Consider the following 21,905-nt stretch of genomic DNA (forward strand, 5'->3'; position numbering starts at 1 on the left):
AAGACCTCATTGGGATGTAAGCAAAGGCGGGCGGCGCAGCAAACCGTGCACCGGACCGAAGACCACGGACAGCAGATAAAAGCCGCCTGCCACCAGCACAATGGCCGGGCCGCTGGGCAGCGAGTAGTAGAACGACAGCAGCAGACCGAGGGTGACCGAGACACAGCCGATCAGCGCGGCGATCAGCATCAGCACCGGCAGGTTGCGGCTCCAGAAGCGCGAGGCGATCGCCGGCAGCATCATCAGGCCGACCACCATCAGCGCGCCGATGGCCTGGAAACCGATCACCAGGTTCAGCACCACCAGGGTCAGGAACACCCCGTGGGCGAGGGGGCCGAGGCGGCTGACGGTTTGCAGGAACAGCGGGTCGAGGGTGTCCAGCAGCAGCGGGCGATAGATCAGCGCCATCACCACCAGGCTGATGCCGCAGACCCAGAGCATCCCGGTCAGGGTCGGACCGTCCACCGCCAGGGCCGAGCCGAACAGCAGGTGCAACAGGTCCAGGCGTTTGCCGGCGATGCCGAGGATCAGCACGCCGCTGGCCAGGGAGATCGGGTAGATCGCCGCGAGGCTGGCGTCTTCGCGCAGGCCGGTGCGGCGGGTGATCCAGGCCGAGAGCCCGGCCATGCCCATGCCTGCGCCGAGGCCGCCGAGGGTCAGGGCCGGCAGGCTCAGGCCGGCGATCCAGAAGCCGATGGCGGCGCCGGGCAGAATGCCGTGGGCGACCGCGTCACCGATCAGGCTCATGCGCCGCAAAATCAGGAACACCCCAAGTGGCGCGGTACTGCAGGCCAGGACCAGCCCACCGATCAACGCTCGGCGCATGAACACGAAATCCTGGAACGGTTGCAACAGGTGGCTGGCGAACATCAACATCAGGCTACCTGCGTAATGGGTTGTTGGCGGATCAGCTCGGTGCTGGGCGCCAGGACGCAACCGCTGCTCTTGATCTGCAAGGCGTTGGGGATGTGCTGGCGCACGGCGGCGAGGTCATGGCAGACCACCACTAGGGTGCGACCTTCGGCGTGCCAGGCGTGGATATGTTTCCACAGCAGCGCCTGGCCATCTTCGTCGAGGGCGGCGTGGGGTTCGTCGAGCAACAGGACCGGCGCCGAGGCCAGGCTCATGCGGGCTAGCAGGGCGCGCTGCAATTCACCGCCGGACAAGGCCATCAGCGGGCGATGTTCCAGGCCGCCGAGGTGCCAGTCTTCGAGCACGGCTTGCAGGCGTTCGCTGCGCTGTTGCGGGGTTTGCTTGATGCCCCAGAACCCGGCGGCCACCAGCTCTTGCAGGCTGATGGGGAATTGCCGGTCCAGATGCTGTTGCTGCGGCAGGAACGACAGGCTGCCGCGCCGTGGAACATCCAGATGCACTTTGCCGGACAGCGGTTTTTGCAGCCCGGCGATGACTTTCAACAGGCTGCTTTTGCCGGTGCCGTTGGCACCGATCACAGCGGTCAGGCTGCCGGCGGCGAGTTCGAAATCCACGGCAGGAGTGAGGGGCTGGCCCGGGGCGCCCCAGCGCAGGCCTTGGCAACGGATCATGCCTGCCTCCAATTCCAGCGGCTCTCAGCCACGGCGTCATGGGCATGCAGGCTTTCGGCGTGAACCACCCGCAAGTGGAAGCCGTTGACCGCGTCCGAGCGCTTGAGCGCCAGGTTGAGGCGGCGCGCCGCGTCTTCGCAGAACATCAGGTTCTGGCCATTGGCGAGGGCGAAGGCTTGTTCGTCCGCGCGTTTCACCGCGGTCTGCACGGCAGTGCCGAGGGCGGCCTCGGCGTCGTCGATCAGGGCCTCGAAGGGAAACCGATACGTTTTTTCATCTAAATGAATATGCAATTGTGCAATGCTGCGCTGACTGTGAGGTGTGGCGACGACGCCTTGCGGTCCGCCGAGCCAGCTGAGGACGTCACTGTGCTCCAGGGGCTTGTCGGCGAAGTCGTTGATGAATTGCTGTTGGATCAACTGCCGGGCGAGGGCGGCCGAGCACGGGCAGGTTGAGGAGTAGGCCACGTCAATTTTTAGTTCCACGTGGAACACTCCGTTTTTCAGTTCGGCCAAGACACTGACTGGATAGGTTTTCCAGCCGGCCAGCGGACTGACCAACGCCGGGCGTTTGAGCAGCAGATCGCTATGGATGCGTAGATAGGCGTTGCTGGAAAGTCCGTCGTGGCTGTCGAGAAATTGCTGCAATACTTCTCGTATCAGCGCGGGCGTCAGGTCTTCCTGTTCCAGTTGTTCCAGGGCCAGGTACAGACGTGACATATGAATGCCCCGCGCTTCGCCATCGTCGAGGCTGACACCCGCATCGGCTTTGGCGCTGAGGCTGTGGCCGTCAATCGAGACGGGCAGGGCAATGCCGCACATGCCCACCCACTCGAGGGGCAAGGCTTGCCGGGATGACTGCGCGGCGATATCCGGCAGCGTCAACGCATTCATGAGCAGGTCCATCGTCGGAGTTAAAGTGACATGTTATATTATAACTATTCAGTCGACGATGCCTTTTTTGCTGGGGCTTTACACAGCGACAACGAGTACGGACGCTCCCTTATCCGCGGTACCTGTTATGCATAGACGTCAGTTGCTCAACTTTTTATTGGCCGGTGCGGTGGTTTTGCCGTTCGGTGTGTCGGCGGCGCAGATCCAGAATGCGCGGCTGTGGCGCGACGGCAACAAGCTGCGGCTGGTGCTGGACCTCAGCGGTCCGATTCAATACAAGACCTTTTCCCTGACCTCGCCCGAGCGGTTGATCATCGACCTGAGCGGCGCCAAGCTGACGGGCGATTTCCGACAGCTAGCGCTGAGCAATACGGTGATCCGTTCGATCCGCTCCGGGCATTTCGGCGAGGGCGATACGCGGATCGTCCTCGACCTGGCCAACCCGGTTCAGCTCAACAGCTTCCTGTTGCCGCCCGAGGGTACGCAGGGCCATCGCCTGGTGCTCGACCTGACCAGCAATGGCAGCGCCGCGGTGCCGACGGCGGCCCTGGCGGCGGCACCGGCGGTCGTCGCGCCGCCGCCTGTGCGGCATGAGGAGGCGAGCGGCAACACCCATCGCAAGCGCGACATCATGGTGGTGGTCGACCCTGGCCATGGCGGCAAGGATCCGGGGGCCGTAGGTTCCAAGGGCGAGCGCGAGAAAGACGTGGTGCTGTCCATTGGCCGACTGTTGGCCAAGCGTCTCAAGCGTGAGAAGGGCTTCGATGTGCGCCTGGTGCGCAACGACGACTTCTTCGTGCCCCTGCGCAAGCGGGTGGAGTTCTCCCGCAAGAACAACGCCGACATGTTTATCTCGGTGCATGCCGATGCCGCACCGCGGATTACGGCTTCGGGGGCTTCGGTGTTTGCCTTGTCGGAAGGCGGGGCGACGTCGACCACGGCGCGGTTTATGGCCCAGCGCGAAAACGGCGCCGACCTGCTGGGCGCGCAGAGCCTGCTCAATCTCAAGGACAAGGACCCGATGCTGGCCGGGGTGATTCTCGATATGTCGATGAACGCCACCATCGCTTCCAGCCTGCAGCTGGGGCACAGCGTGTTGGGCAGCCTGGAAGGCATCACCACCCTGCACCAGAAGCGTGTGGAACAGGCGGGGTTCGCGGTGCTGAAGTCGCCGGACGTGCCGTCGATCCTGGTGGAGACCGGTTTTATCTCCAACGCCCGTGACAGCCAGCGGCTGGTCACGGCGCGGCACCAGCAGGCGATTGCCGATGGGTTGTTCGAGGGTTTGAAGCGTTACTTCGAGAAGAACCCGCCGGCGGACAGCTATATCGCCTGGCAACAGCAGCAGGTGCAGGAAGGGTTGGTCTAAGACTGGCTGCTTCACCCTTGTGGGAGCCGGCTTGCTGGCGATGGCGGCAGGATGTGCGGCGCAAGGCTCAAGGGCCTCTTCGCTGGCAAGCCAGGCTCCTACAAGGTGTGTGTTATCCAGTATTGCCTAGCACCCCACCATTCGGTCGCAAACAAACTTTTTGCTCAACCCGCCTGAACTGGAAAAACGGTTCTGGGTGGTCCAGCCCACTCGCCGGCTGTAACCGACCCAGGCTTCACCGTCCGAAGCTATCCCGGTGAAGAACGTCAACTGCCCATAGCGGCTGCTGGTCTGCGCCCAGTAGCGCTTGCCGATCACTTCAAAGCCCTGCAAATAAATCGTCTTGCCCTCGGTCGCCACGCCATAGGCGTTGCCCAGCCCATCCTTGCACGCCAGCAGGTTGGCGCTGCGGGTGCAGTTCGTCTGGGTAGGGGCCGGCACTTGGGCCTCGGCGTTCGCCGCCACCAACAACAGGACCGGCAACAGATAGTTCAGGACAGGACGCATCGGCATTCTCGGCAACGGGATCGACCCAGCATTGCGCTCTTCGTCGCGGCGAGCAAGCGGGGGATTGGATTATTTGCATTGTTATAATATAACATTAAATAAATCCCGGACCCGATGTGCATCGAAGCCAAAGAACGTGAAGAGCTGCGCGAACGCCATAAACGGGCGCTTTGACCCGGCCGATCTGATGAGGAAAACCCCATGACCCAACGTCTACCCGTGACCGTGCTGTCCGGCTTTCTCGGTGCCGGTAAAAGTACCCTGCTCAACTACGTGCTGCGCAATCGCGAAAACCTGCGGGTGGCCGTGATCGTCAACGACATGAGCGAAATCAATATCGACGGCAGCGAAGTGCAGCGCGATGTCAGCCTCAATCGCGCCGAGGAAAAGCTCGTCGAGATGAGCAACGGCTGCATCTGCTGCACCTTGCGCGAAGACCTGCTGGAGGAAGTCGGCAAGCTGGCCCGCGACGGTCGTTTCGATTACCTGCTGATCGAATCCACCGGCATCTCCGAGCCGCTGCCGGTGGCCGAGACCTTTACCTTTCGTGATGAAAGCGGCCAGAGCCTGGCGGATGTCGCCCGGCTCGACACCATGGTCACGGTGGTCGACGGTATGAATTTCCTGCTCGATTACCAGGCTGCCGAAAGCCTCGCCTCCCGTGGTGAGACCCTGGGCGAAGAGGACGAGCGCTCGATCACCGACCTGCTGATCGAGCAGATCGAGTTTGCCGACGTGATCCTGATCAGCAAGATCGATTTGATCAGCAGCAGCGAACGTCTGGAGTTGATGGCGATTCTGCAGCGCCTGAACGCCCAGGCGGAAATCATTCCCATGGTGATGGGCGAGATCCCCCTGGCGAAGATCCTCAACACCGGCCGTTTCGACTTCGAGCGCGCGGCCCAGGCGCCGGGCTGGTTGCAGGAACTGCGCGGCGAGCATGTGCCGGAAACCGAGGAGTACGGCATTGCTTCCACGGCGTACCGGGCACGGCGGCCGTTTCATCCCGAGCGCTTTTTCGACTTTATCAACCGGCCCTGGGTGAACGGCAAGCTGCTGCGCTCCAAGGGCTTTTTCTGGCTGGCCAGCAAGTACCAGGAGGCCGGCAGCTGGTCCCAGGCCGGTGGCCTGATGCGCCATGGTTTTGCCGGGCGCTGGTGGCGCTTCGTGCCGAAACCGCAGTGGCCGCAGGATCAGGAAAGCGTCACGGCGATCATGCAGCACTGGACGCCGGAAACCGGCGATTGCCGCCAGGAACTGGTGTTTATCGGGCAGAACATCGACTTCGCGCAGCTGACCGCGCGGTTGGATGACTGCCTGTTGAACGATGAGGAAATGGCCCTTGGGGTCGAGGGTTGGAGCGTGCTGCCCGATCCGTTCGGTGCCTGGCATGAAGAGGAGGCCGCCTGATGCTGGCACCACGCCGGAAGGCCTTGCCGACGATTCGGCAGGTGCAGGGCGAAGCGCCGACGGTGCTGGGCGAGATTCTCGACGAGGGGGTCAACCTGGCGGTCTGGCAGCGTCGGTTGCCAGGGCATATTGCCGATTTCGCGACCCTGTTGTTGTCGTTGAACGAGCCGTTGGCCGAATCCCTCAGCCTGGAAATGCCGGATGACGAGGCACGGCCGAATCTGCAGGGACTGGCTTCGGGGTTTAGCGATCTGGAGGGTTATGAAGGGTTCTTGAGCGATGTGTCCTGGCTGGTCAGCGCTTATGCCTGCCTGCTCGGCGCGCGGCGGATCGGTCTGCGTTTGCGGGTGCTGGACAAGGCCATGTGCCCGCGTTTTCATGTCGATCATGTGCCGGTGCGCTTGATCACCACCTATGCGGGGGTGGGCAGCCAGTGGCTGGCGGAAGGGGCGATCGATCGTCGGCTGTTGGGCAATGCGGCGGCGGAGCCTGGTGAGCCGGCGCTGATCCAGCAGGTGGACAGCGGCGCGGTGGCGTTGCTCAAGGGCGAGCGCTGGCACGGGAATGAAGGTTTTGGCCTGGTGCACCGTTCGCCGCCGGTGCCGGAGGGTGGGAGGCGGTTGATCCTGACCTTGGATTGGTTGGCCTGATCCGGACTCTCAGAAGTTACTCATTCTGGCAAACACCGCCAAACCCTTGTGGGAGCGGAGCTTGCCCGCGAAGAACGATGACGCGGTGTATCTGAAAAAACGCGGCGCTCCCTTCGCGGGCAAGCTCCGCTCCCACATTGGGATCTGTGACTGTCGTGGTTATGGGGTTTGCCAGTGGCCCTGGCTTTGGCCCTCACAAAACGGCTTGAGATACGCCGCATCCGTCGCCACGCCGTAATAGTGGATATTCTGCCGATAAGGCATATTGGCCACTTGCGCGTTGCCGCACACGCCGAAGGAACCGCCCGGGCACTGTTCGACGTACTCGACCTCGACCTTCTGCCCCGGCAGGTTCGGCTGGCAGAAGCCGTCGCTGAACAGCTTGGCCGGGATATTGATGTTTTCCTGGCAGACTTTGACGTCCAGCCGCTGCCCATGGCTATGCACCACGCAGGCCTGGGCCAGCACCTGGCCCGAGCCGAACAGCAACGCCAGGCAGATCAGGCGCATCATTCTTTCATCTCTTTCAGATCATCGGCCCTCTATGTTGCAGAACATTCCCACCCATGTCATCGCCGGCCCGCTGGGCGCGGGCAAGACCAGCCTGATTCGGCAACTGCTGGCGCAAAAGCCGGAAGGCGAGCGCTGGGCGGTGCTGATCAACGAGTTCGGTCAGATCGGCCTGGACGCCGCACTGCTGACCCGGGGCGACGATGGTATCGCACTGGGGGAAGTGGCAGGCGGCTGTGTCTGCTGCGTCAACGGCGCGCCATTCCAGGTCGGATTGACCCGGCTGTTGCGCAAGGCGCGACCGGACCGGCTGTTGATCGAGCCCTCCGGGTTGGGGCATCCGGTGCAGATCCTCAAGCAACTGGCCGAGGCGCCCTGGCTGGGTGTCCTGGCGTTGCAACCTTGCGTGCTGGTGCTGGACGCCCGGGCCCTGGCGGCGGGCAAGCCGTTGCCGGACTCCCAGCAGGAAGCGCTGGAGTTGGCGGGGTTACGGGTGTTGAACAAGTCTGAAGGGTTGGACGCGGTTGAGCGGCAGCGGGTGCTGGCCCGCTTGCCTGAAGGACCTGTGCACTGGACGGAGCAGGGCGTGTTGGGGTTGGCCGAGTTGCTCGCCCTGGATAACGGTCATCGCGAGCAGGCTCACACCTACGCTGGTATCGCGCCCTCCGCAGGCGCACCGGTCAACGCCCCACTGGCGGCGATCTGGACCGACCCGGCCCAACCGATCTGCCTGGATCATGCCCAGGACGGCAACTGGAGTATCGGCTGGCGCTGGCACCCGAGCCAGCGCTTCGATACGGAAAAGCTCCAGCGCTGGTTGTCCGGGCTGGATTGGTTGCGGGCCAAACTGGTTATCCACAGCCCCGACGGCTGGGTTTCCGCCAACGCCGTGGATAACTCCACGGTGCAATGGCAGCCCAGTGAATGGCGGCGGGATTCACGTATTGAGCTGATCTTCGCTGAAAAACAGGAGATCGAGTCGTTAAAGGCGGGAATGGTGCAGTGTCGTTTGTAGGGCGAGCGGCATTGCATCTTGCATCGCTCTCACTGGCAAACCACCGCCGGGCCGTTCAACGACGCAAATTGTTATGGTCCTTGGCATGATCCTGGCGCCATTGGCTCAATTCGATCACTTCGGCGCTGCGTACTTCCGGTTTGGCTTCGAACGGGTAGGGTGCCAGCTCGATATGGGCGCTGTGGGCGCCGAACTGGGTGATGGTCCCGGCGTGACGCTGCTCACCGGTGACGGTGAACTCGAAATTGTAGATCCGCGCCAGACGCCGCCGACCATGGGCGTCACGGACAAAACCGATGCGCTTGAGGGCGACGGCGCCATCGAGCAGCTCGATGTCGAGCTTGGCGCAGTGCTGCTTGACCCGCTCCAGCGCCCGCTCGCGCAGGCCATGGTTGTGCCAGAGCCAGGCAGCGCCGGTCGCCAGCAACATCAGCACGAACATATTTCCGAGGGTCAGCATGAACGCCACTCCAACAAAGTCAGCTCAGCTTAACTGGCTCCCCGGCCTGTCGTACAGGCTCCGTTTAGTCGCATACTCAGCGCCTTGAATCCACTGGCCTTTCTGGAATACGGAATGAAACGCACTCCCCATTTGCTCGCCATTCAATCCCACGTGGTTTTCGGCCATGCCGGCAACAGTGCGGCGGTTTTCCCCATGCAGCGCGTCGGGGTCAATGTCTGGCCGCTGAACACCGTGCAGTTCTCCAACCACACCCAATACGGGCAGTGGGCGGGCGAAGTGCTGGCGCCGCAGCGGATTCCCGAGCTGGTCGAGGGGATTGCCGCCATCGGTGAGTTGGGCAACTGCGATGCCGTGTTGTCCGGCTACCTCGGCAGTGCGGCCCAGGGCCGGGCGATCCTCGCGGGTGTGGCGCGGATCAAGGCGATCAATCCCAATGCCCTGTACCTCTGCGACCCGGTGATGGGCCATCCGGAGAAAGGCTGCAGCGTGCCGACCGAGGTCAGTGATTTCCTGCTGGAAGAAGCGGCGGCCATGGCCGATTTCCTCTGCCCCAATCAGCTTGAGCTCGATAGCTTCTGCGGGCGTACGCCGAGTTCCCTGTTCGATTGCCTGGCCATGGCCCGCAGCCTGCTGGCGCGGGGACCGAAGGCGGTGCTGGTCAAGCACCTGGCCTATCCGGGCAAGCTGGCCGACAGTTTCGAGATGCTCCTGGTCACTGCCGAGGGCAGCTGGCACCTGCGACGGCCCTTGCTGGCCTTCCCGAAGCAGCCGGTGGGCGTCGGCGACCTGACCTCGGGGCTGTTCCTGGCGCGGGTGCTGCTGGGCGACAGCCTGGTGGCGGCGTTCGAGTTCGCCGCCTCGGCGGTGCATGAGGTGTTGCTGGAAACCCAGGCCTGCGCCAGCTACGAGCTGGAGCTGGTGCGGGCCCAGGACCGCATCGTGCATCCGCGGGTGCGGTTCGAGGCGGAGTCGATCAGCCTGTAGGCCCTGTCTTCAGGGTTTCAGTCGCCTTCACCGTCGGCCTTGATTTCCTGGTAGCGCTTTTCCAGCTCCTGGCGAATCTGCCGACGCTGTTGCGCCTGCACGTAGCGACGCTTGTCCTCGCTGCTTTGCGGCTGCAACGGCGGCACGGCGGCCGGCTTGCGCTGGTCGTCGACCGCGACCATGGTGAAGAAGCAGCTATTGGTGTGGCGCACCGAACGCTCGCGGATATTCTCCGTCACCACCTTGATGCCCACCTCCATGGAGGTGTTGCCGGTGTAGTTGACCGAGGCCAGGAAGGTCACCAGTTCGCCGACATGGATCGGCTCGCGGAAAATCACCTGGTCCACCGACAGGGTCACCACATAACGCCCGGCATAACGGCTGGCGCAGGCGTAAGCCACTTCATCCAGGTACTTGAGCAAGGTGCCGCCGTGGACATTGCCAGAAAAGTTGGCCATGTCCGGGGTCATCAAAACAGTCATCGACAGCTGGGCATTTCCGGGTTCCATAGCACGCTCACGGTTGGGTAGGCAGGGATTGGCTCAGGCACCTCTACGGGCGCTTCCTTCATTTTCACAGACACTCGATAACGGGACGCCGTTGATGGGGGCATCGTCACGCTTCAAGGGATCTGTTTCTACATATTGCACCGGCTTTTTGTCGGAAGTCGCGGTGTTAACCTTCAGAAAGCCATGCCATAGAAAGTTCTCACACCAGGAACGGTGATTGCTGACGGCTCAAAAAGCTGTCCCATGGCCGCTTTCCCAACAGCAAGGAGCGCCACGCTATGCATGCCATCAGCTTTATCCAGGACCTGGCCGTGATCATGCTGGTGGCCGGTGTGGTGACCATCCTCTTCCACCGTTTCAAGCAACCGGTGGTGCTCGGCTATATCGTCGCCGGTTTTATCATCGGGCCGCACACGCCGCCGTTCGGCCTGATCCACGACGAAGACACCATCAAGACCCTGGCCGAGCTGGGGGTGATTTTCCTGATGTTCTGCCTGGGCCTGGAGTTCAGCCTGGGCAAGCTGTTCAAGGTCGGGGCCACGGCGTTTATCGCGGCGTTCCTGGAAATCGTGCTGATGATCTGGATCGGCTACGAAATCGGCCGCTGGTTCGACTGGAACACCATGGATTCGCTGTTCCTCGGCGCGATCCTGGCGATTTCCTCGACCACCATCATCGTCAAGGCGCTCAACGACCTGAAGATGAAGAACCAGCGCTTCGCCCAGCTGATCTTCGGCGTACTGATCGTCGAGGACATCCTCGGCATCGGCATCATCGCCTTGCTGTCGAGCATCGCGGTCAGCGGCACCGTAAGCTCGGGCGAGGTGTTCTCCACCGTGGGCAAGCTGTCGCTGTTCATGATCGTCGCCCTGGTGGTCGGCATCCTGCTGGTGCCGCGGCTGTTGGCTTACGTCGCCCGCTTCGAAAGCAACGAGATGCTGCTGATCACCGTGCTCGGCCTGTGTTTCGGTTTCTGCCTGTTGGTGGTCAAGCTGGAATACAGCATGGTCCTGGGGGCGTTCCTGATTGGCGCGATCATGGCCGAGTCCCGTCAGTTGCTGAAAATCGAACGCCTGATCGAGCCGGTTCGCGACCTGTTCAGCGCGATCTTCTTCGTTGCCATCGGCTTGATGATCGATCCGGCGATCCTCCTCGATTACGCCTGGCCGATTGCCGTGATCACCGTCGCGGTGGTGCTGGGCAAGATGCTCTCCTGCGGGCTGGGGGCGTTTATTGCCGGCAACGATGGCCGGACGTCGTTGCGGGTGGGGATGGGGCTGTCGCAGATCGGCGAGTTCTCTTTCATTATCGCGGCGCTGGGGATGACCTTGCAGGTCACCAGTGACTTTCTCTATCCGGTCGCGGTGGCGGTCTCGGTGATCACCACGCTGCTCACGCCCTATCTGATCCGCGCGGCGGACCCACTGTCGCTCAAGCTGGCGGCGGTGATGCCGCGACGCCTGGCACGGGTGTTCAGCCTCTACGGTGAATGGTTGCGCAGCATCCAGCCCCAGGGCGAGGGCGCGCTGCTGGCCTCGATGATCCGGCGGATTCTGTTGCAGGTGGGGGTCAACCTGGCGCTGGTGATGGCGATCTTCTTTGCCGGGGGCTTCTTCGCGGCGCCGATTGCCGATTATCTGGCCGACTGGATCAATGAGCCGAGCTGGCACAACGGCCTGATCTGGGGTGGGGCGCTGCTGTTGTCGCTACCCTTCCTGATTGCGGCGTACCGCAAGCTCAAGGCGCTGTCGATGCTGCTGGCGGAGATGGGCGTGAAAGCCGAGGTGGCGGGACGGCACACCCAGCGGGTCAGAAGGGTGATCGCCGAGGTGATTCCGCTGCTGTCGCTGCTGGTGATTTTCCTGCTGCTGTCGGCGCTGTCGGCGAGCATTCTGCCCACCAGCGAGTTGCTGGTGCTGATCGCGGTGGTTGCAGCGGCGATCGCGGCGGTGTTGTGGCGCTGGTTTGTGCGTGTGCACACGCGGATGCAGGTCGCCTTGCTGGAGACGCTGGAGCACAAGAGCGATTCGGCGGGGCACTGAGGTTCAGGTGCCGACCCTTTGTAGGAGCAGGGCTTGCCAGCGAAGGGGCCCTTGAGGCCGCCAAAAGCTTCGCGGGCAAGCCCTGCTCCTACAGGTCCGAGTCAACCCAAGGTAGCGTGATTGGAGCAGCATCGGACAGGGTCAATCAGCTTTCCAGCCACACATCCCGCGCCCAGTGCCATACCGATTCCCAGGACTCTTCAGTGATCAGCTCTTCTTCGCCGGACCACAGCACCACGGTGCCGTCTTCTTCGACGCAGTAGTAGTTGTCACCGTCCTGGCAGATCGGGATCAGGTCCCGGGGCACACCAGAATCCCAGGCATTGGCTGCTACATCGGGCAGGTAGGTGTGCGACTGCGGATCAGTCACCGTCACCGGTTCCAGGCTGCCAAACACCACGTCACTGACGGTCAGCAGGAATTCCTTGAAAACGAAGGGGATGTTGATGAACAACTCCTCTTCGACTTCGACCAACTGATCCTCGTCGGGTAACTCCAAAGGCACCGGTACGGGTTCGTTGGCTTCACGCAATTGTTCAATGACTTCTTCCACGGCCTCAATCCTCTTGCTTTATGGCGCGGTTCGTATCACGGGTCTTATACAGTAGCTTGCAAAAAGTACAATTGTGAAATGCAAAACCCCGGACGAGTCCGGGGTTTTTGTAGCTTTTTTCAACCGCGAGCCGTGGATCAGCCGTTCTGGCGGATACCGGCCACCAGCCAAGGCTGGTTGTCGCCCTGTGGACGCTCCATGTTCCAGCTTTCGCTGAAGGCTTCGCCCTGGTCGAAGCGCGAGTTCTTCGACACGCCGCTGAAGGTCAGGGTGGCGATGGTCTTGTCGGCGCGATCGTCCAGGCCGTCCAACTGCACATGCAGGTTTTCGATATAGGTAGACTGGAAACCGTCGCCTTCGTTCGCCCGTTCCTGTTTCAGGAACTGCAGCATCTGCGGGGTGACGAATTCGGCGATCTTGTCCATCTCGTTGGCATCCCAGTGCTGCTGCAGCGCCTGGAAGTGGCTGCGGGCGGCTTCCAGGAAGCGCTCTTCGTTGAACCAGGCCGGTGCGTTGATCACGCGGCGTGGGGCGACGGGGGCGGAACCACCGAAGATCGCGTTCTGCGGCTGTGCCGGTTGCTCGAACACTTCACGCTGGAACGGCGCGCCGGCCGGGGCCATGTGCTCCTGCTGCTTGCGTCGACGGGCGGCAATGAAGCGGAAGATCACGAAAGCGATGACCGCCATGATCAGGATGTCGAAGAACTGCATGCCCTGGAAGCCGCCGCCCATGAACATGGAGGCGAGCAGGCCACCGGCGGCGATGCCGGCCAGAGGGCCGAGCCAGCGCGAAGCACCGCCGGCTTTGGCAGCAGCGCCCGCGGCACCGGCAGCACCGGCGGTTGCGGCAGCAGCGCCGGCACCCGCGGCTGGGGCCATTTGGCTGGTTTGATGGCTGGGTGCCGAACCCATGCTTTTGCCACCGCCGAAGCGCTTGGCGTTCGCGTCGAGGCTCATCGTCAGACCGATGCAGAGCGCCAAGACGATACTGAGAAAACGTTGCATAAGGGTATTCCCGTTTGTGGAGTGCACGCGCGCCATACTGCACAGGTGAAATGTTACTGGCTAGCGCGAGAGTGTTTCCGGCTTTTGCCTGATCCTCTCATGCCCCACCTGAAGGTTTCATGAAAGGCCATTGCGCCGATACCGTTTGTTTCGTAAGGCGAGTCGATAAGCGTTGTGTGAAATGCCCCCGACTAACGTCGGAAAGCCAGCATGACCACGCCGGCGGTAATCAGGCCGATACCGCCCCATTGGCGCAGGTCGAGCTTCTCGCCCAGCAGCAGCACGCTGATAACGGCGACGAACACCACGCTGAGCTTGTCCACCGGGGCCACCAGCGAGGCCGGGCCGACCTTCAGCGCGCGGAAGTAACACAACCACGAGGCACCGGTCGCCAGGCCCGACAACAGCAGGAACAGATAGCTCTTGGCGGAAATCGAACTCAATGACTGATATTGGCCCGTTGCGTACAAAATCAAGGCCAGGCTGACCAATACCACGATGGTTCGCAGCAGGGTGGCGAAGTCCGAATTGACGTTGTCGATGCCGATCTTGGCGAAGATCGCCGTCAGGGCGGCGAAAGTCGCCGACAGCAGGGCCCAGAATGTCCACGAAGAAAAAAAGCCTGAACCCATGGTTATCGCGACCTCGGTTGAGTAATTAGACCGGCATGGCGTGCTGTCGAGGTGGGCGGACAGCGTTTCCACACTGGGTGCGGAAACGCTTGAAGGTCGTGATCAGACCGCTTCCAGCTTGGCGTAGCCGAGCATCAGCCACTTGCTGCCTTCGCTGAAGTTCACCTGGACCCGGGCCTGGGCGCCAGCGCCTTCGAAGTTGAGGATCACGCCGTCGCCGAAGATGCTGTGGCGTACAGTCTGGCCGAGGCTGAAACCGGTGTCCGGGATGTCGCTGCCACCGAACAGGCTGCTGCCGGCCTGAGCCTGGGCGCCGCCGAACGGTCGGCTGACGCTGTTGGACAGGCGCACTTCCTGGATCAGTCCTTTCGGCACTTCGCGCACGAAACGCGAGACCTTGTTGTAGGTCTCGCTGCCGTACAGGCGTCGGGTTTCGGCATAGGTCAGTACCAGGTTCTGCATCGCCCGGGTAATGCCGACGTAGGCCAGCCGGCGTTCTTCCTCAAGGCGGCCGGGTTCTTCCAGGCTCATCTTGTGGGGGAACAGGCCTTCTTCCATGCCCACCAGGAACACGTAGGGGAATTCCAGGCCCTTGGCGCTGTGCAGGGTCATCAACTGAATGCTGTCTTCGTGCTCGTCGGCCTGGGTGTCGCCGGCCTCCAGCGACGCGTGGCCGAGGAAGGCGGCCAGCGGCGTGAGCTCGGCGTCTTCTTCGGCGGCCTCGAAGTTGCGGGCGGCGCTGACCAGTTCCTCAAGGTTTTCCACCCGGGCCTGGCCTTTCTCGCCCTTTTCCGCTTCGTGGTAGGCGATCAGCCCGGACTGCTCGATGACCACCTGGGTCATCAGGTGCAGCGGCATTTCCCGGGTTTTCGCCGCGAGGTCCTCGATCAGCTCGACAAACACCCCCAGGGCACCGGCGGCCCGTCCGGCGAGGCCCTTGTTGGCGACCAGCTGGCGCATGGCTTCCCACATCGACAGCTCGCTGTGGCGGGCGTGTTCGCGGATGGCCTCGACGGTTTTCTCGCCGATCCCACGGGCTGGAACGTTGATCACCCGCTCCAGCGCCGCGTCGTTGCCACGGCCTTCGAGCAGGCGCAGGTAGGCCATGGCGTTCTTGATTTCAGCCCGTTCGAAGAAGCGCTGGCCGCCGTAGATGCGGTACGGAATACGTTCGCGCAGCAAGGCTTCTTCGAGCACCCGGGATTGGGCGTTGGAGCGGTAGAGAATGGCGATATCGCTGCGGGCCAGGCCGGTTTTCAGGGCGCTTTCGATGGTTTCCACCACGTAGCGCGCTTCGTCGTGCTCGTTGAAGGCGGCATAGAGGTTGATCGCCTCGCCGTCGCCGCCATCGGTCCACAGTTCTTTGCCCAGACGCCCGGTGTTATGGGCGATCAGGGCGTTGGCGGCCTTGAGGATCCCGGCCGTGGATCGGTAGTTCTGCTCCAGGCGGATGGTCACGGCGTCCGCGAAGTCGGCGGAATACTGGTGGATATTCTCGATTTTCGCGCCGCGCCAGCCGTAGATCGACTGGTCGTCGTCGCCGACCACCATCAGGCTGTCGCCGCCCTGGGCCAGCAAACGCAGCCAGGCGTACTGCACGGCGTTGGTGTCCTGGAATTCGTCCACCAGGATGTGCCGGAAGCGCTTCTGGTAGTGCGCCAGCAGGCCCGGATGGTCGCGCCACAGGTCCAGGGCGCGCAGCAGCAGCTCGGAGAAGTCGATGACCCCGGCGCGGGCACAGGCGGCCTCGTAGGCTTCATAGATGCTGCGCATGGTCGCCAGGAACAGGTCGCCACTGGCCTGGATATGCTGTGGGCGCAGGCCCTCGTCCTTCTGGCCGTTGATAAACCACTGGGCCTGGCGGGCGGGCCAGCGCTGTTCGTCGAGGCCGAGGTCGCGGATCACCCGCTTGACCAGCCGTTGCTGGTCGTCGCTGTCGAGGATCTGGAAGGTCTGGCTCAGGCCGGCTTCCTGCCAGTGCGCCCGCAACAGGCGGTGTGCCAGGCCGTGGAAGGTGCCGACCCACATGCCGGCCGGGCTGATGCCCAGCAACTGCTCGATGCGATGGCGCATCTCGGCAGCGGCCTTGTTGGTGAAGGTCACCGACAGGATCGAATGGGACGAGGCGTTTTCGACCTGGATCAACCAGGCGATACGGTGCACCAGCACCCGGGTTTTACCCGAGCCGGCACCGGCCAGGACCAACTGACGACCAACGGGGGCGGCTACGGCCTGGCGTTGGGCATCGTTGAGGGAGTTCAGCAGAAAGGAGAGATCATCGCGCATCGACGCATTCTAGGGTGCCGGGCCTGGGCGGGCAAACCCTAATGCTGAGCGGCGGCTCTTATACCGGGGCACGCCCCGCGACAGATAAAAAAAACGGCTGTGACGACCGGTCAGTCATCGGCTACAGGCGGCAGTGTGTCTTGCTCTGGGCCTCGGCAAGGGGTCTGGCCACCGATCAATTCATTACATTTTATGACCTGAGGCAGTTTGGTCCTGCCGGATGCTTGTGTATGCTCCTGCCACGTTTATGGCTAACCATTATAAGAATACTGCCCATGACCCAGAGCTTTGACGCGCTGAGCCCCTCGATGGAGGCTGGGCGGGTTATCCGCAAGCAATTCGCCACTGAGCTGACAGTCGAGCGTACGCGCCTGCTGTACCAGGGGTCGTTGCTGCCGACTTTATTCATGTTGTTGAACGGTCTGGTCTGCGCCTGGTTGCTCTGGAGCCCGCAGCGTTACCTGCTGGTCAGCGTCTGGCTGGTGTGGTTGATGGCCCTGGTGGCCTTGCGCGTGATCCAGGTGGCGGCGTTCGACTCGGCGATGCCCAGCCGCCAGGCCCAGCCGATCTGGCGCCGTACCTTCCTGTTGGGCTCGGCGGTCAGCGGCCTGACCCTGGCCTGCGCCGGCATCGCCCTGGTGCCCACCGACAGTTTTCTCGAGCAGGCCTGGGTCTTCGGCCTGATCGGCGCAGCGACCCTCTCTGCCAGCGTGGCGTATGCCGTGAGCATCCCGGCGTTCCTGACCTTTACCTTGCCCTGCCTGTTGCCGGCCATCGTCTATCTGTTCTGGGGCGGCACCGAGGAGCAACAAGGCTGGGCCTGGCTCGGGCTGATCCTGCTGGTGTCGCTGAGCGTGGTGGCCTTGCAGGTCAATCGGCTGATCCGCCGCGGCCTGCTGCGGCGTTTCCAGAACCAGGCGCTGATCGAGAGCCTGCAACAGGCACACACCCGCAGCGAACAACTCAATCTTGAACTGGCGCGGGAAATCGATCAGCGGCGTCGTGCCGAACAGGAACTGCGCGACGCCCAGGTCGGCCTGGAAAGCCGGGTGGTCCAGCGCAGCCTGGAGCTGGATGTGGCGAACAAGGCCCTGAGCAAAAGCGAAACGCGCCTGGCCCTGGCGTTGCAGGCCAGCGCCCTCGGGCTGTGGGACTGGAACCTGCAGACCGATGAAGTGCATCACACCCAGATCAAGGAGCTGTTCGGCCTCGACCCGGAATACGTGACCGCCATGCTCGGCCACCTCAAGCCGCGCCTGCACCCCGAGGATGTGCCGGCACTCAAGCGCGCGCTGGTGGAGCATCTGAAGGGCCGCACCGAGGACTACCTGATCGAGTACCGGGTGCGGCATGGCGATGGTCACTGGGTCTGGATCGAAGACCGCGGCCGGGCGGTCGAGCGCTCCACCAACGGTCGAGTGTTGCGTATGGTCGGCACCCGTCGCGATATCAGCGCGCACAAGGAGCAGGAAGCCCAGCGCCAATTGGCCGCGACGGTGTTCGAGGCGGCCAGCGAAGGTATTGTGATTTTCGACCCCAATTACGTCCTGCTGGCGATCAACCAGGCCTTCAGCCGGGTAACCGGTTACCTGCTCGAGGACATGCTCGGGCGCAATGTGGTCGACCTGCCGGGCAGTCGTGATGCCCGGCGTCACTATTCGACCATCCGCCAGGCCCTGGAACAGCACGGCAGCTGGCAGGGCGAACTGGTGGAGGCGCGCAAGAACGGCGAGCTGTACCCGCAATGGCTGCAACTGAATGTGGTGCGCGATACTCGAGGCAATGTCAGCCATATCGTCGGCTTCTTCGCCGATCTGTCGGCTCGCCGCGAATCCGAAGAGCGCATGCGCTACCTGACCCACTACGACGAACTGACGGGGCTGGCGAATCGTTCGTTGTTTCGCGAACGTCTGTACGAGGCTCACCAGCAAGTGCGCCAGGGTGGCCGCAGCCTGGCGTTGCTGCACATCAATCTGGACCGTTTCAAATTGCTCAACGACAGCCTCGGCCATGAAATCGCCGACCAGTTGCTGCAGCAGATGGCCCGGCGCCTGGTCAACGCCTTGCCTGAAGCCAACACCATTGCCCGTTTGTCCGGGGATGAGTTCGCGGTGCTGTTCGATGCCTACGGCAACCTCTCCAGCCTGGCCCGGGTGGCGACGCGCCTGCTCGGCAAGTTGCGGGTGCCGGTGACTATCGACGAGCATGAGCTGGTGGTCAGCGCGTCCATGGGCATCAGCCTGTTGCCGGATAATGCCCGGGAAATACCGGTGCTGCTCAGCCAGTCAAACATCGCCATGCAACATGCCAAGCACCTGGGCGGGAACAACTTCCAGTTCTACACCGAGAGCCTGCAGGCCAGCACCCTGGAGCGCTTGCAGCTGGAGAACCAGCTGCGCAAGGCCATCGAAGAGCGGCAATTGCGCGTCTTCTACCAACCCAAGCTGTGCCTGGCCACCGGGCGGATGAACGCCGCCGAGGCGCTGGTGCGTTGGGAGCATCCGACCCTGGGCCAGGTGCCGCCGGCGGACTTTATCGGCCTGGCCGAGGAAACCGGGTTGATCGGGCCGATCGGTGAGTTCGTCTTGCGCCAGGCCTGCTGGCAGGCGTGCGAATGGCAGCGCGAGGGGCTGGCGCCGATCCGGGTGTCGGTAAACCTGTCGGTGCATCAGTTGCGCCAGGGCAAGCTGGTCAGCCTGGTGCGCCAGGTGCTGGAGGAAACCGGCCTGGCCCCGGAACTGCTGGAGCTTGAGCTGACCGAAAGCCAGCTGCTCGACAGCGTCGAACACATCATCGCCACCTTCCAGCAACTGCGCGACCTGGGGGTGAAACTGGCCATCGATGACTTCGGCACCGGCTATTCGTCCTTGAGTTACCTCAAGCGCTTCCCGGTGGACTACGTGAAGATCGACCAGAGCTTTATTCGCGGCCTGGGGGACGGCAGTGAAGATGCGGCGATCACCCGGGCGATCATCGCCATGGCCCACAGCCTGGAACTGAAGGTGGTGGCCGAGGGTGTGGAAAACCAGGAGCAACTGGATTTCCTCAAGGCCCAGGGCTGCGATGAAGTGCAGGGCTATCTGATCAGCCGGCCGGTGGCGGCGCAGGAATTGATGCGACTGCTACGCCATGGCTTTCCCTAGGCGTCGAGAGTGGCTACATGCTCCCCGCGCTACGCTAGCGGGGAGGCGGGTTACGTAATGGAGCGGGCAATTCGCGAATTCTTGTAGTATAACTACAAGACTGCTACATCCCAGGCGTTCGCCCATAACAATGAGTCCAGACCTTTGAATCTGTTGCAACACATCGCCCAGTCTCGCAACCTGCTGCGCAAGTCGGAGCTCAAGGTCGCCGATCACGTCCTGCTCGATCCAGCGGCGGTGATGCACAGTTCCATGGCTGACCTGGCCCACAGCGTGGGCATCAGCGAACCGACCATTGTGCGTTTCTGCCGGGCCATCGGTTGCTCGGGTTTCCAGGACCTGAAACTGAAGCTGGCCCAGAGCCTGGCGGCCGGCGCCAGCTTCGGGCAGTTCGCGATTCACGAAGACGATTCGGTGGCGGACTACAGCCTGAAGATCTTCGACACCACCCTGCACACCCTGATGGACGTGCGCGAAAAGCTCGATCCGGCCGCGTTGCAACGTGCCGTGACCGCCATGTCGGCGGCGCAGCGGGTGGAGTTCTATGGTTTCGGCGCTTCCGGTGCGGTGGCGGCGGATGCCCAGCACAAGTTTTTCCGGTTGCTGCTGACGGCGGCGGCGTATTCCGACCCGCATATGCAGGCGATGTCGGCGGTGACCCTCAAGCCTACCGACGTGGCGATCTGCATTTCCCAGTCGGGCCGTTCCAAGGACCTGCTGATTACCGCCAACCTGGTGCGTGAAAGCGGCGCGACCCTGATCACCCTGTGCCCGAGCCAGACCCCGCTGGCCGAGCTGTCGACGGTGAACCTGGCCATCGACGTGCACGAAGACACTGAGATCTATACCCCGCTGACCTCGCGCATCGCCCACCTGGTGGTGATCGACGTGCTGGCCATGGGCGTGGCCATGGCCCGTGGGCCGAGCCTGGTCAACCACCTCAAGAGCGTCAAACGCAGCTTGCGCAGCCTGCGCCTGTCGCCCAAGTCGGTGAAGGCCCTCGACGACTGACCGATGATTTCATCAGTCTGTCACCCACCTGCCGCCAAACCGTAACGCCGGACGTCCATCTTGAAGCTCCCGTACCCACCCTGGGAGACTCGAAATGGCCCGGCACCACGAAGAGCAAAGCAGCGTCAAAACCCGTCGGCAGCAGGAAGATCAGCGCCGCATGGAATTTCGTCGCGCAATCGAAGACCGCACCGAACTGCGCCAACTGCAACAGGAAATCGCCGCACTCAATTACTGGCAGGCAGACTCGGCATCCGACCGTCGAAGCGCTCAACCAGCCCGCTGATTTGTAACCGTTCACTGCGAATAAACCCCAGGAACGCATGGGCGACCGGTGACAGGCGTTTGTCCTTGGCCTGAACCAGGCACCAACTGCGATAGAGCGGCAGTTCTTCCACCGGCAGTTCTCGGAGCACGCCGGTCGCCAGTTCCAGGCTCAGGGCATGGCGCGTCAACAGGGCCAGGCCCAGCCCCGCCACCACACACTCGCGCTGGGCTTCGCCCGAGGTCACTTCCAGCGTCTGCGAGAAGTGCACGCGTTTCTCCTTGAAATACTCCTCGCAGGCGATCCGCGTCCCCGACCCCGCTTCGCGGATCAACAACGTATACGGCTCCAGGTCCTGCAAGCGCAGCGGGCCGCCGTGGCACAGCGGGTGATCGGGCGGCGCCACCGCGACAATCGGGTTGTTCAGGAACGGCAGGAATTCGAGCCCCATGTCCTGGGGCACCATCGACATGATCAGCAGGTCGTCGCGGTTGTCCGAAAGGCGCCGCAGCGCCTGCGCGCGGTTGACCACCGTCAGGTGCAGATTGACCTCGGGATGCTGGCGCTTGAACGCGGCAAACAGGTGCGGGACGAAATACTTGGCGCTGGATTCCACCGCCAGTTTCAACTGCCCTTGCAGCGAGCCCTGCATGTCCGAGAGCTGCATATCGAGGTTTTCCAGCCGACCGAAAATGTCCCGGCTGGCCCGCTGTAACGCTTCAGCCGCCTCGGTCATGTAGAGCTTTTTGCCGACGTAGTCGAATAAAGGCTGGCCGATCAGCTCTTCCAGCTGGCGAATTTGTAGGCTTACGGCCGGTTGTGTGAGAGACATTTCATCAGCTGCGCGGCTGTAGGAACGCAGATCGCAGACCTCATTAAAAATCTTGAGCTGGCGTAATGTCATACGCATCAAGGACTTACGCATTTTATAAACACTCATGAAAGCCGCGAATCGCTCAACTATAAGCTTTTACTTATGAGCGACCCAATAATTATTGATTTTGGTTTATCACTGGGTAGGTCTAGTGTGGACTGCGCGACTGGCTTGAAACATTTAGTCACGCGCCGACCCGTTTTCCGGTTGCACCCAAGGGTTGTTTGTTCCAGCGGCT

21 protein-coding genes are annotated in these 21,905 nt (G+C 62.5%); 9 read left to right on the top strand and 12 right to left on the bottom strand.

The window, feature by feature from the left end:
- Positions 1–6: 6 nt before the first annotated feature.
- From M5C01_RS22630 to folE2, 3 genes are read right to left on the bottom strand one after another with little or no spacing between them, the layout of a single operon-like run.
- On the bottom strand, positions 7–873 hold the full coding sequence (locus M5C01_RS22630) for a metal ABC transporter permease (RefSeq protein ID WP_152736875.1): 867 nt from the start codon (positions 871–873) through the stop codon (positions 7–9).
- Between the two features lie 2 nt (positions 874–875).
- Positions 876–1,544 carry an ATP-binding cassette domain-containing protein gene (locus M5C01_RS22635; protein ID WP_100939870.1) on the bottom strand — a complete coding sequence of 223 codons (669 nt, stop codon included), beginning with the start codon at positions 1,542–1,544 and terminating at the stop codon, positions 876–878.
- Complete coding sequence (folE2, locus tag M5C01_RS22640; RefSeq protein WP_152736602.1) at positions 1,541–2,437, bottom strand: GTP cyclohydrolase FolE2; 897 nt, start codon at positions 2,435–2,437, stop codon at positions 1,541–1,543. Before folE2 ends, M5C01_RS22635 begins: the two co-directional genes overlap by 4 nt.
- 127 nt (positions 2,438–2,564) lie before the next feature.
- Between folE2 and M5C01_RS22645 the strand changes: the two genes are divergently transcribed.
- Positions 2,565–3,806 carry an N-acetylmuramoyl-L-alanine amidase gene (locus tag M5C01_RS22645; protein ID WP_152736603.1) on the top strand — a complete coding sequence of 414 codons (1,242 nt, stop codon included), beginning with the start codon at positions 2,565–2,567 and terminating at the stop codon, positions 3,804–3,806.
- Between the two features lie 126 nt (positions 3,807–3,932).
- On the opposite strand, the gene M5C01_RS22650 is transcribed toward M5C01_RS22645, so the two are convergent.
- Positions 3,933–4,313 (bottom strand): glutamine synthetase, encoded by a 381-nt coding sequence (locus tag M5C01_RS22650; RefSeq protein ID WP_103497203.1) that lies wholly within the window; start codon positions 4,311–4,313, stop codon positions 3,933–3,935.
- 201 nt (positions 4,314–4,514) lie between these two features.
- Here M5C01_RS22650 and zigA point away from each other — a divergent pair, with 201 nt between their 5' ends.
- A complete protein-coding gene (zigA, locus tag M5C01_RS22655) occupies positions 4,515–5,723 on the top strand; it encodes a zinc metallochaperone GTPase ZigA (RefSeq protein ID WP_152736604.1) in 1,209 nt (402 codons plus the stop codon).
- Entirely contained in the window at positions 5,723–6,373 is a 651-nt protein-coding gene (locus M5C01_RS22660) for a DUF1826 domain-containing protein (protein ID WP_152736605.1), read from the top strand. The genes zigA and M5C01_RS22660 overlap by 1 nt, the downstream gene beginning before the upstream one ends.
- A 159-nt stretch (positions 6,374–6,532) precedes the next feature.
- Here the strand turns inward: M5C01_RS22660 and M5C01_RS22665 are convergent, their stop codons facing one another.
- Positions 6,533–6,883 carry an NADH:ubiquinone oxidoreductase gene (locus M5C01_RS22665; protein WP_178129709.1) on the bottom strand — a complete coding sequence of 117 codons (351 nt, stop codon included), beginning with the start codon at positions 6,881–6,883 and terminating at the stop codon, positions 6,533–6,535.
- A gap of 34 nt (positions 6,884–6,917) precedes the next feature.
- On the opposite strand from M5C01_RS22665, the gene M5C01_RS22670 reads away from it, so the two are divergent.
- Positions 6,918–7,898, top strand: coding sequence for a CobW-like GTP-binding protein (locus M5C01_RS22670; protein ID WP_152736607.1), 981 nt, complete (start codon positions 6,918–6,920; stop codon positions 7,896–7,898).
- Positions 7,899–7,953: 55 nt separating this feature from the next.
- Here the strand turns inward: M5C01_RS22670 and M5C01_RS22675 are convergent, their stop codons facing one another.
- Complete coding sequence (locus M5C01_RS22675; RefSeq protein ID WP_100939862.1) at positions 7,954–8,358, bottom strand: DUF3301 domain-containing protein; 405 nt, start codon at positions 8,356–8,358, stop codon at positions 7,954–7,956.
- 114 nt (positions 8,359–8,472) lie between these two features.
- On the opposite strand from M5C01_RS22675, the gene pdxY reads away from it, so the two are divergent.
- Positions 8,473–9,345 (top strand): pyridoxal kinase PdxY, encoded by an 873-nt coding sequence (gene pdxY, locus M5C01_RS22680; protein WP_152736608.1) that lies wholly within the window; start codon positions 8,473–8,475, stop codon positions 9,343–9,345.
- Between the two features lie 17 nt (positions 9,346–9,362).
- Here pdxY and M5C01_RS22685 read toward each other — a convergent pair whose 3' ends face one another.
- Entirely contained in the window at positions 9,363–9,854 is a 492-nt protein-coding gene (locus M5C01_RS22685) for an acyl-CoA thioesterase (RefSeq protein ID WP_100939860.1), read from the bottom strand.
- Between the two features lie 278 nt (positions 9,855–10,132).
- Between M5C01_RS22685 and M5C01_RS22690 the strand changes: the two genes are divergently transcribed.
- On the top strand, positions 10,133–11,896 hold the full coding sequence (locus M5C01_RS22690; RefSeq protein ID WP_152736609.1) for a cation:proton antiporter: 1,764 nt from the start codon (positions 10,133–10,135) through the stop codon (positions 11,894–11,896).
- Between the two features lie 145 nt (positions 11,897–12,041).
- On the opposite strand, the gene M5C01_RS22695 is transcribed toward M5C01_RS22690, so the two are convergent.
- From M5C01_RS22695 to uvrD, 4 genes are all read right to left on the bottom strand, one after another.
- Positions 12,042–12,449: an SMI1/KNR4 family protein gene (locus M5C01_RS22695; RefSeq protein WP_103498480.1), complete on the bottom strand. Its 408-nt coding sequence runs from the start codon at positions 12,447–12,449 to the stop codon at positions 12,042–12,044.
- Positions 12,450–12,586: 137 nt separating this feature from the next.
- On the bottom strand, positions 12,587–13,456 hold the full coding sequence (locus M5C01_RS22700) for a Tim44 domain-containing protein (RefSeq protein ID WP_103498479.1): 870 nt from the start codon (positions 13,454–13,456) through the stop codon (positions 12,587–12,589).
- A 191-nt stretch (positions 13,457–13,647) separates the two neighbouring features.
- A complete protein-coding gene (locus M5C01_RS22705; protein ID WP_152736610.1) occupies positions 13,648–14,088 on the bottom strand; it encodes an EamA family transporter in 441 nt (146 codons plus the stop codon).
- Between the two features lie 102 nt (positions 14,089–14,190).
- Positions 14,191–16,374 (bottom strand): DNA helicase II, encoded by a 2,184-nt coding sequence (uvrD, locus tag M5C01_RS22710; RefSeq protein ID WP_103498477.1) that lies wholly within the window; start codon positions 16,372–16,374, stop codon positions 14,191–14,193.
- Positions 16,375–16,649: 275 nt separating this feature from the next.
- On the opposite strand from uvrD, the gene M5C01_RS22715 reads away from it, so the two are divergent.
- The 3 genes from M5C01_RS22715 to M5C01_RS22725 all read left to right on the top strand — a co-directional run bounded on the left by M5C01_RS22715 (position 16,650) and on the right by M5C01_RS22725 (position 20,814).
- Positions 16,650–19,517 carry a GGDEF domain-containing phosphodiesterase gene (locus tag M5C01_RS22715; protein WP_152736611.1) on the top strand — a complete coding sequence of 956 codons (2,868 nt, stop codon included), beginning with the start codon at positions 16,650–16,652 and terminating at the stop codon, positions 19,515–19,517.
- 144 nt (positions 19,518–19,661) lie between these two features.
- A complete protein-coding gene (gene hexR, locus M5C01_RS22720) occupies positions 19,662–20,528 on the top strand; it encodes a transcriptional regulator HexR (protein ID WP_040071809.1) in 867 nt (288 codons plus the stop codon).
- Between the two features lie 94 nt (positions 20,529–20,622).
- Complete coding sequence (locus M5C01_RS22725; RefSeq protein ID WP_083875491.1) at positions 20,623–20,814, top strand: hypothetical protein; 192 nt, start codon at positions 20,623–20,625, stop codon at positions 20,812–20,814.
- Here M5C01_RS22725 and M5C01_RS22730 read toward each other — a convergent pair.
- Entirely contained in the window at positions 20,756–21,718 is a 963-nt protein-coding gene (locus M5C01_RS22730) for a LysR family transcriptional regulator (protein ID WP_103498475.1), read from the bottom strand. The genes M5C01_RS22725 and M5C01_RS22730 overlap by 59 nt on opposite strands.
- Positions 21,719–21,905: the final 187 nt, after the last annotated feature.

The sequence above is a fragment of the Pseudomonas sp. MWU12-2319 genome (genome assembly GCF_023242525.1).
GTDB classification, from domain to species: domain Bacteria; phylum Pseudomonadota; class Gammaproteobacteria; order Pseudomonadales; family Pseudomonadaceae; genus Aquipseudomonas; species Aquipseudomonas gingeri_D.

Bases quoted from the DNA above. Each gene is read 5' to 3' on its own strand.
- M5C01_RS22635 (WP_100939870.1), bottom strand. From the start codon at position 1,544: ATGATCCGTTGCCAAGGCCTGCGCTGGGGCGCCCCGGGCCAGCCCCTC.
- folE2 (WP_152736602.1), bottom strand. From the start codon at position 2,437: ATGAATGCGTTGACGCTGCCGGATATCGCCGCGCAGTCATCCCGGCAA.
- M5C01_RS22645 (WP_152736603.1), top strand. From the start codon at position 2,565: ATGCATAGACGTCAGTTGCTCAACTTTTTATTGGCCGGTGCGGTGGTT.
- M5C01_RS22650 (WP_103497203.1), bottom strand. From the start codon at position 4,313: ATGCGTCCTGTCCTGAACTATCTGTTGCCGGTCCTGTTGTTGGTGGCG.
- zigA (WP_152736604.1), top strand. From the start codon at position 4,515: ATGACCCAACGTCTACCCGTGACCGTGCTGTCCGGCTTTCTCGGTGCC.
- M5C01_RS22660 (WP_152736605.1), top strand. From the start codon at position 5,723: ATGCTGGCACCACGCCGGAAGGCCTTGCCGACGATTCGGCAGGTGCAG.
- M5C01_RS22665 (WP_178129709.1), bottom strand. From the start codon at position 6,883: ATGCGCCTGATCTGCCTGGCGTTGCTGTTCGGCTCGGGCCAGGTGCTG.
- M5C01_RS22670 (WP_152736607.1), top strand. From the start codon at position 6,918: ATGTTGCAGAACATTCCCACCCATGTCATCGCCGGCCCGCTGGGCGCG.
- M5C01_RS22675 (WP_100939862.1), bottom strand. From the start codon at position 8,358: ATGCTGACCCTCGGAAATATGTTCGTGCTGATGTTGCTGGCGACCGGC.
- pdxY (WP_152736608.1), top strand. From the start codon at position 8,473: ATGAAACGCACTCCCCATTTGCTCGCCATTCAATCCCACGTGGTTTTC.
- M5C01_RS22685 (WP_100939860.1), bottom strand. From the start codon at position 9,854: ATGGAACCCGGAAATGCCCAGCTGTCGATGACTGTTTTGATGACCCCG.
- M5C01_RS22690 (WP_152736609.1), top strand. From the start codon at position 10,133: ATGCATGCCATCAGCTTTATCCAGGACCTGGCCGTGATCATGCTGGTG.
- M5C01_RS22700 (WP_103498479.1), bottom strand. From the start codon at position 13,456: ATGCAACGTTTTCTCAGTATCGTCTTGGCGCTCTGCATCGGTCTGACG.
- M5C01_RS22705 (WP_152736610.1), bottom strand. From the start codon at position 14,088: ATGGGTTCAGGCTTTTTTTCTTCGTGGACATTCTGGGCCCTGCTGTCG.
- uvrD (WP_103498477.1), bottom strand. From the start codon at position 16,374: ATGCGCGATGATCTCTCCTTTCTGCTGAACTCCCTCAACGATGCCCAA.
- M5C01_RS22715 (WP_152736611.1), top strand. From the start codon at position 16,650: ATGACCCAGAGCTTTGACGCGCTGAGCCCCTCGATGGAGGCTGGGCGG.
- M5C01_RS22725 (WP_083875491.1), top strand. From the start codon at position 20,623: ATGGCCCGGCACCACGAAGAGCAAAGCAGCGTCAAAACCCGTCGGCAG.
- M5C01_RS22730 (WP_103498475.1), bottom strand. From the start codon at position 21,718: ATGCGTAAGTCCTTGATGCGTATGACATTACGCCAGCTCAAGATTTTT.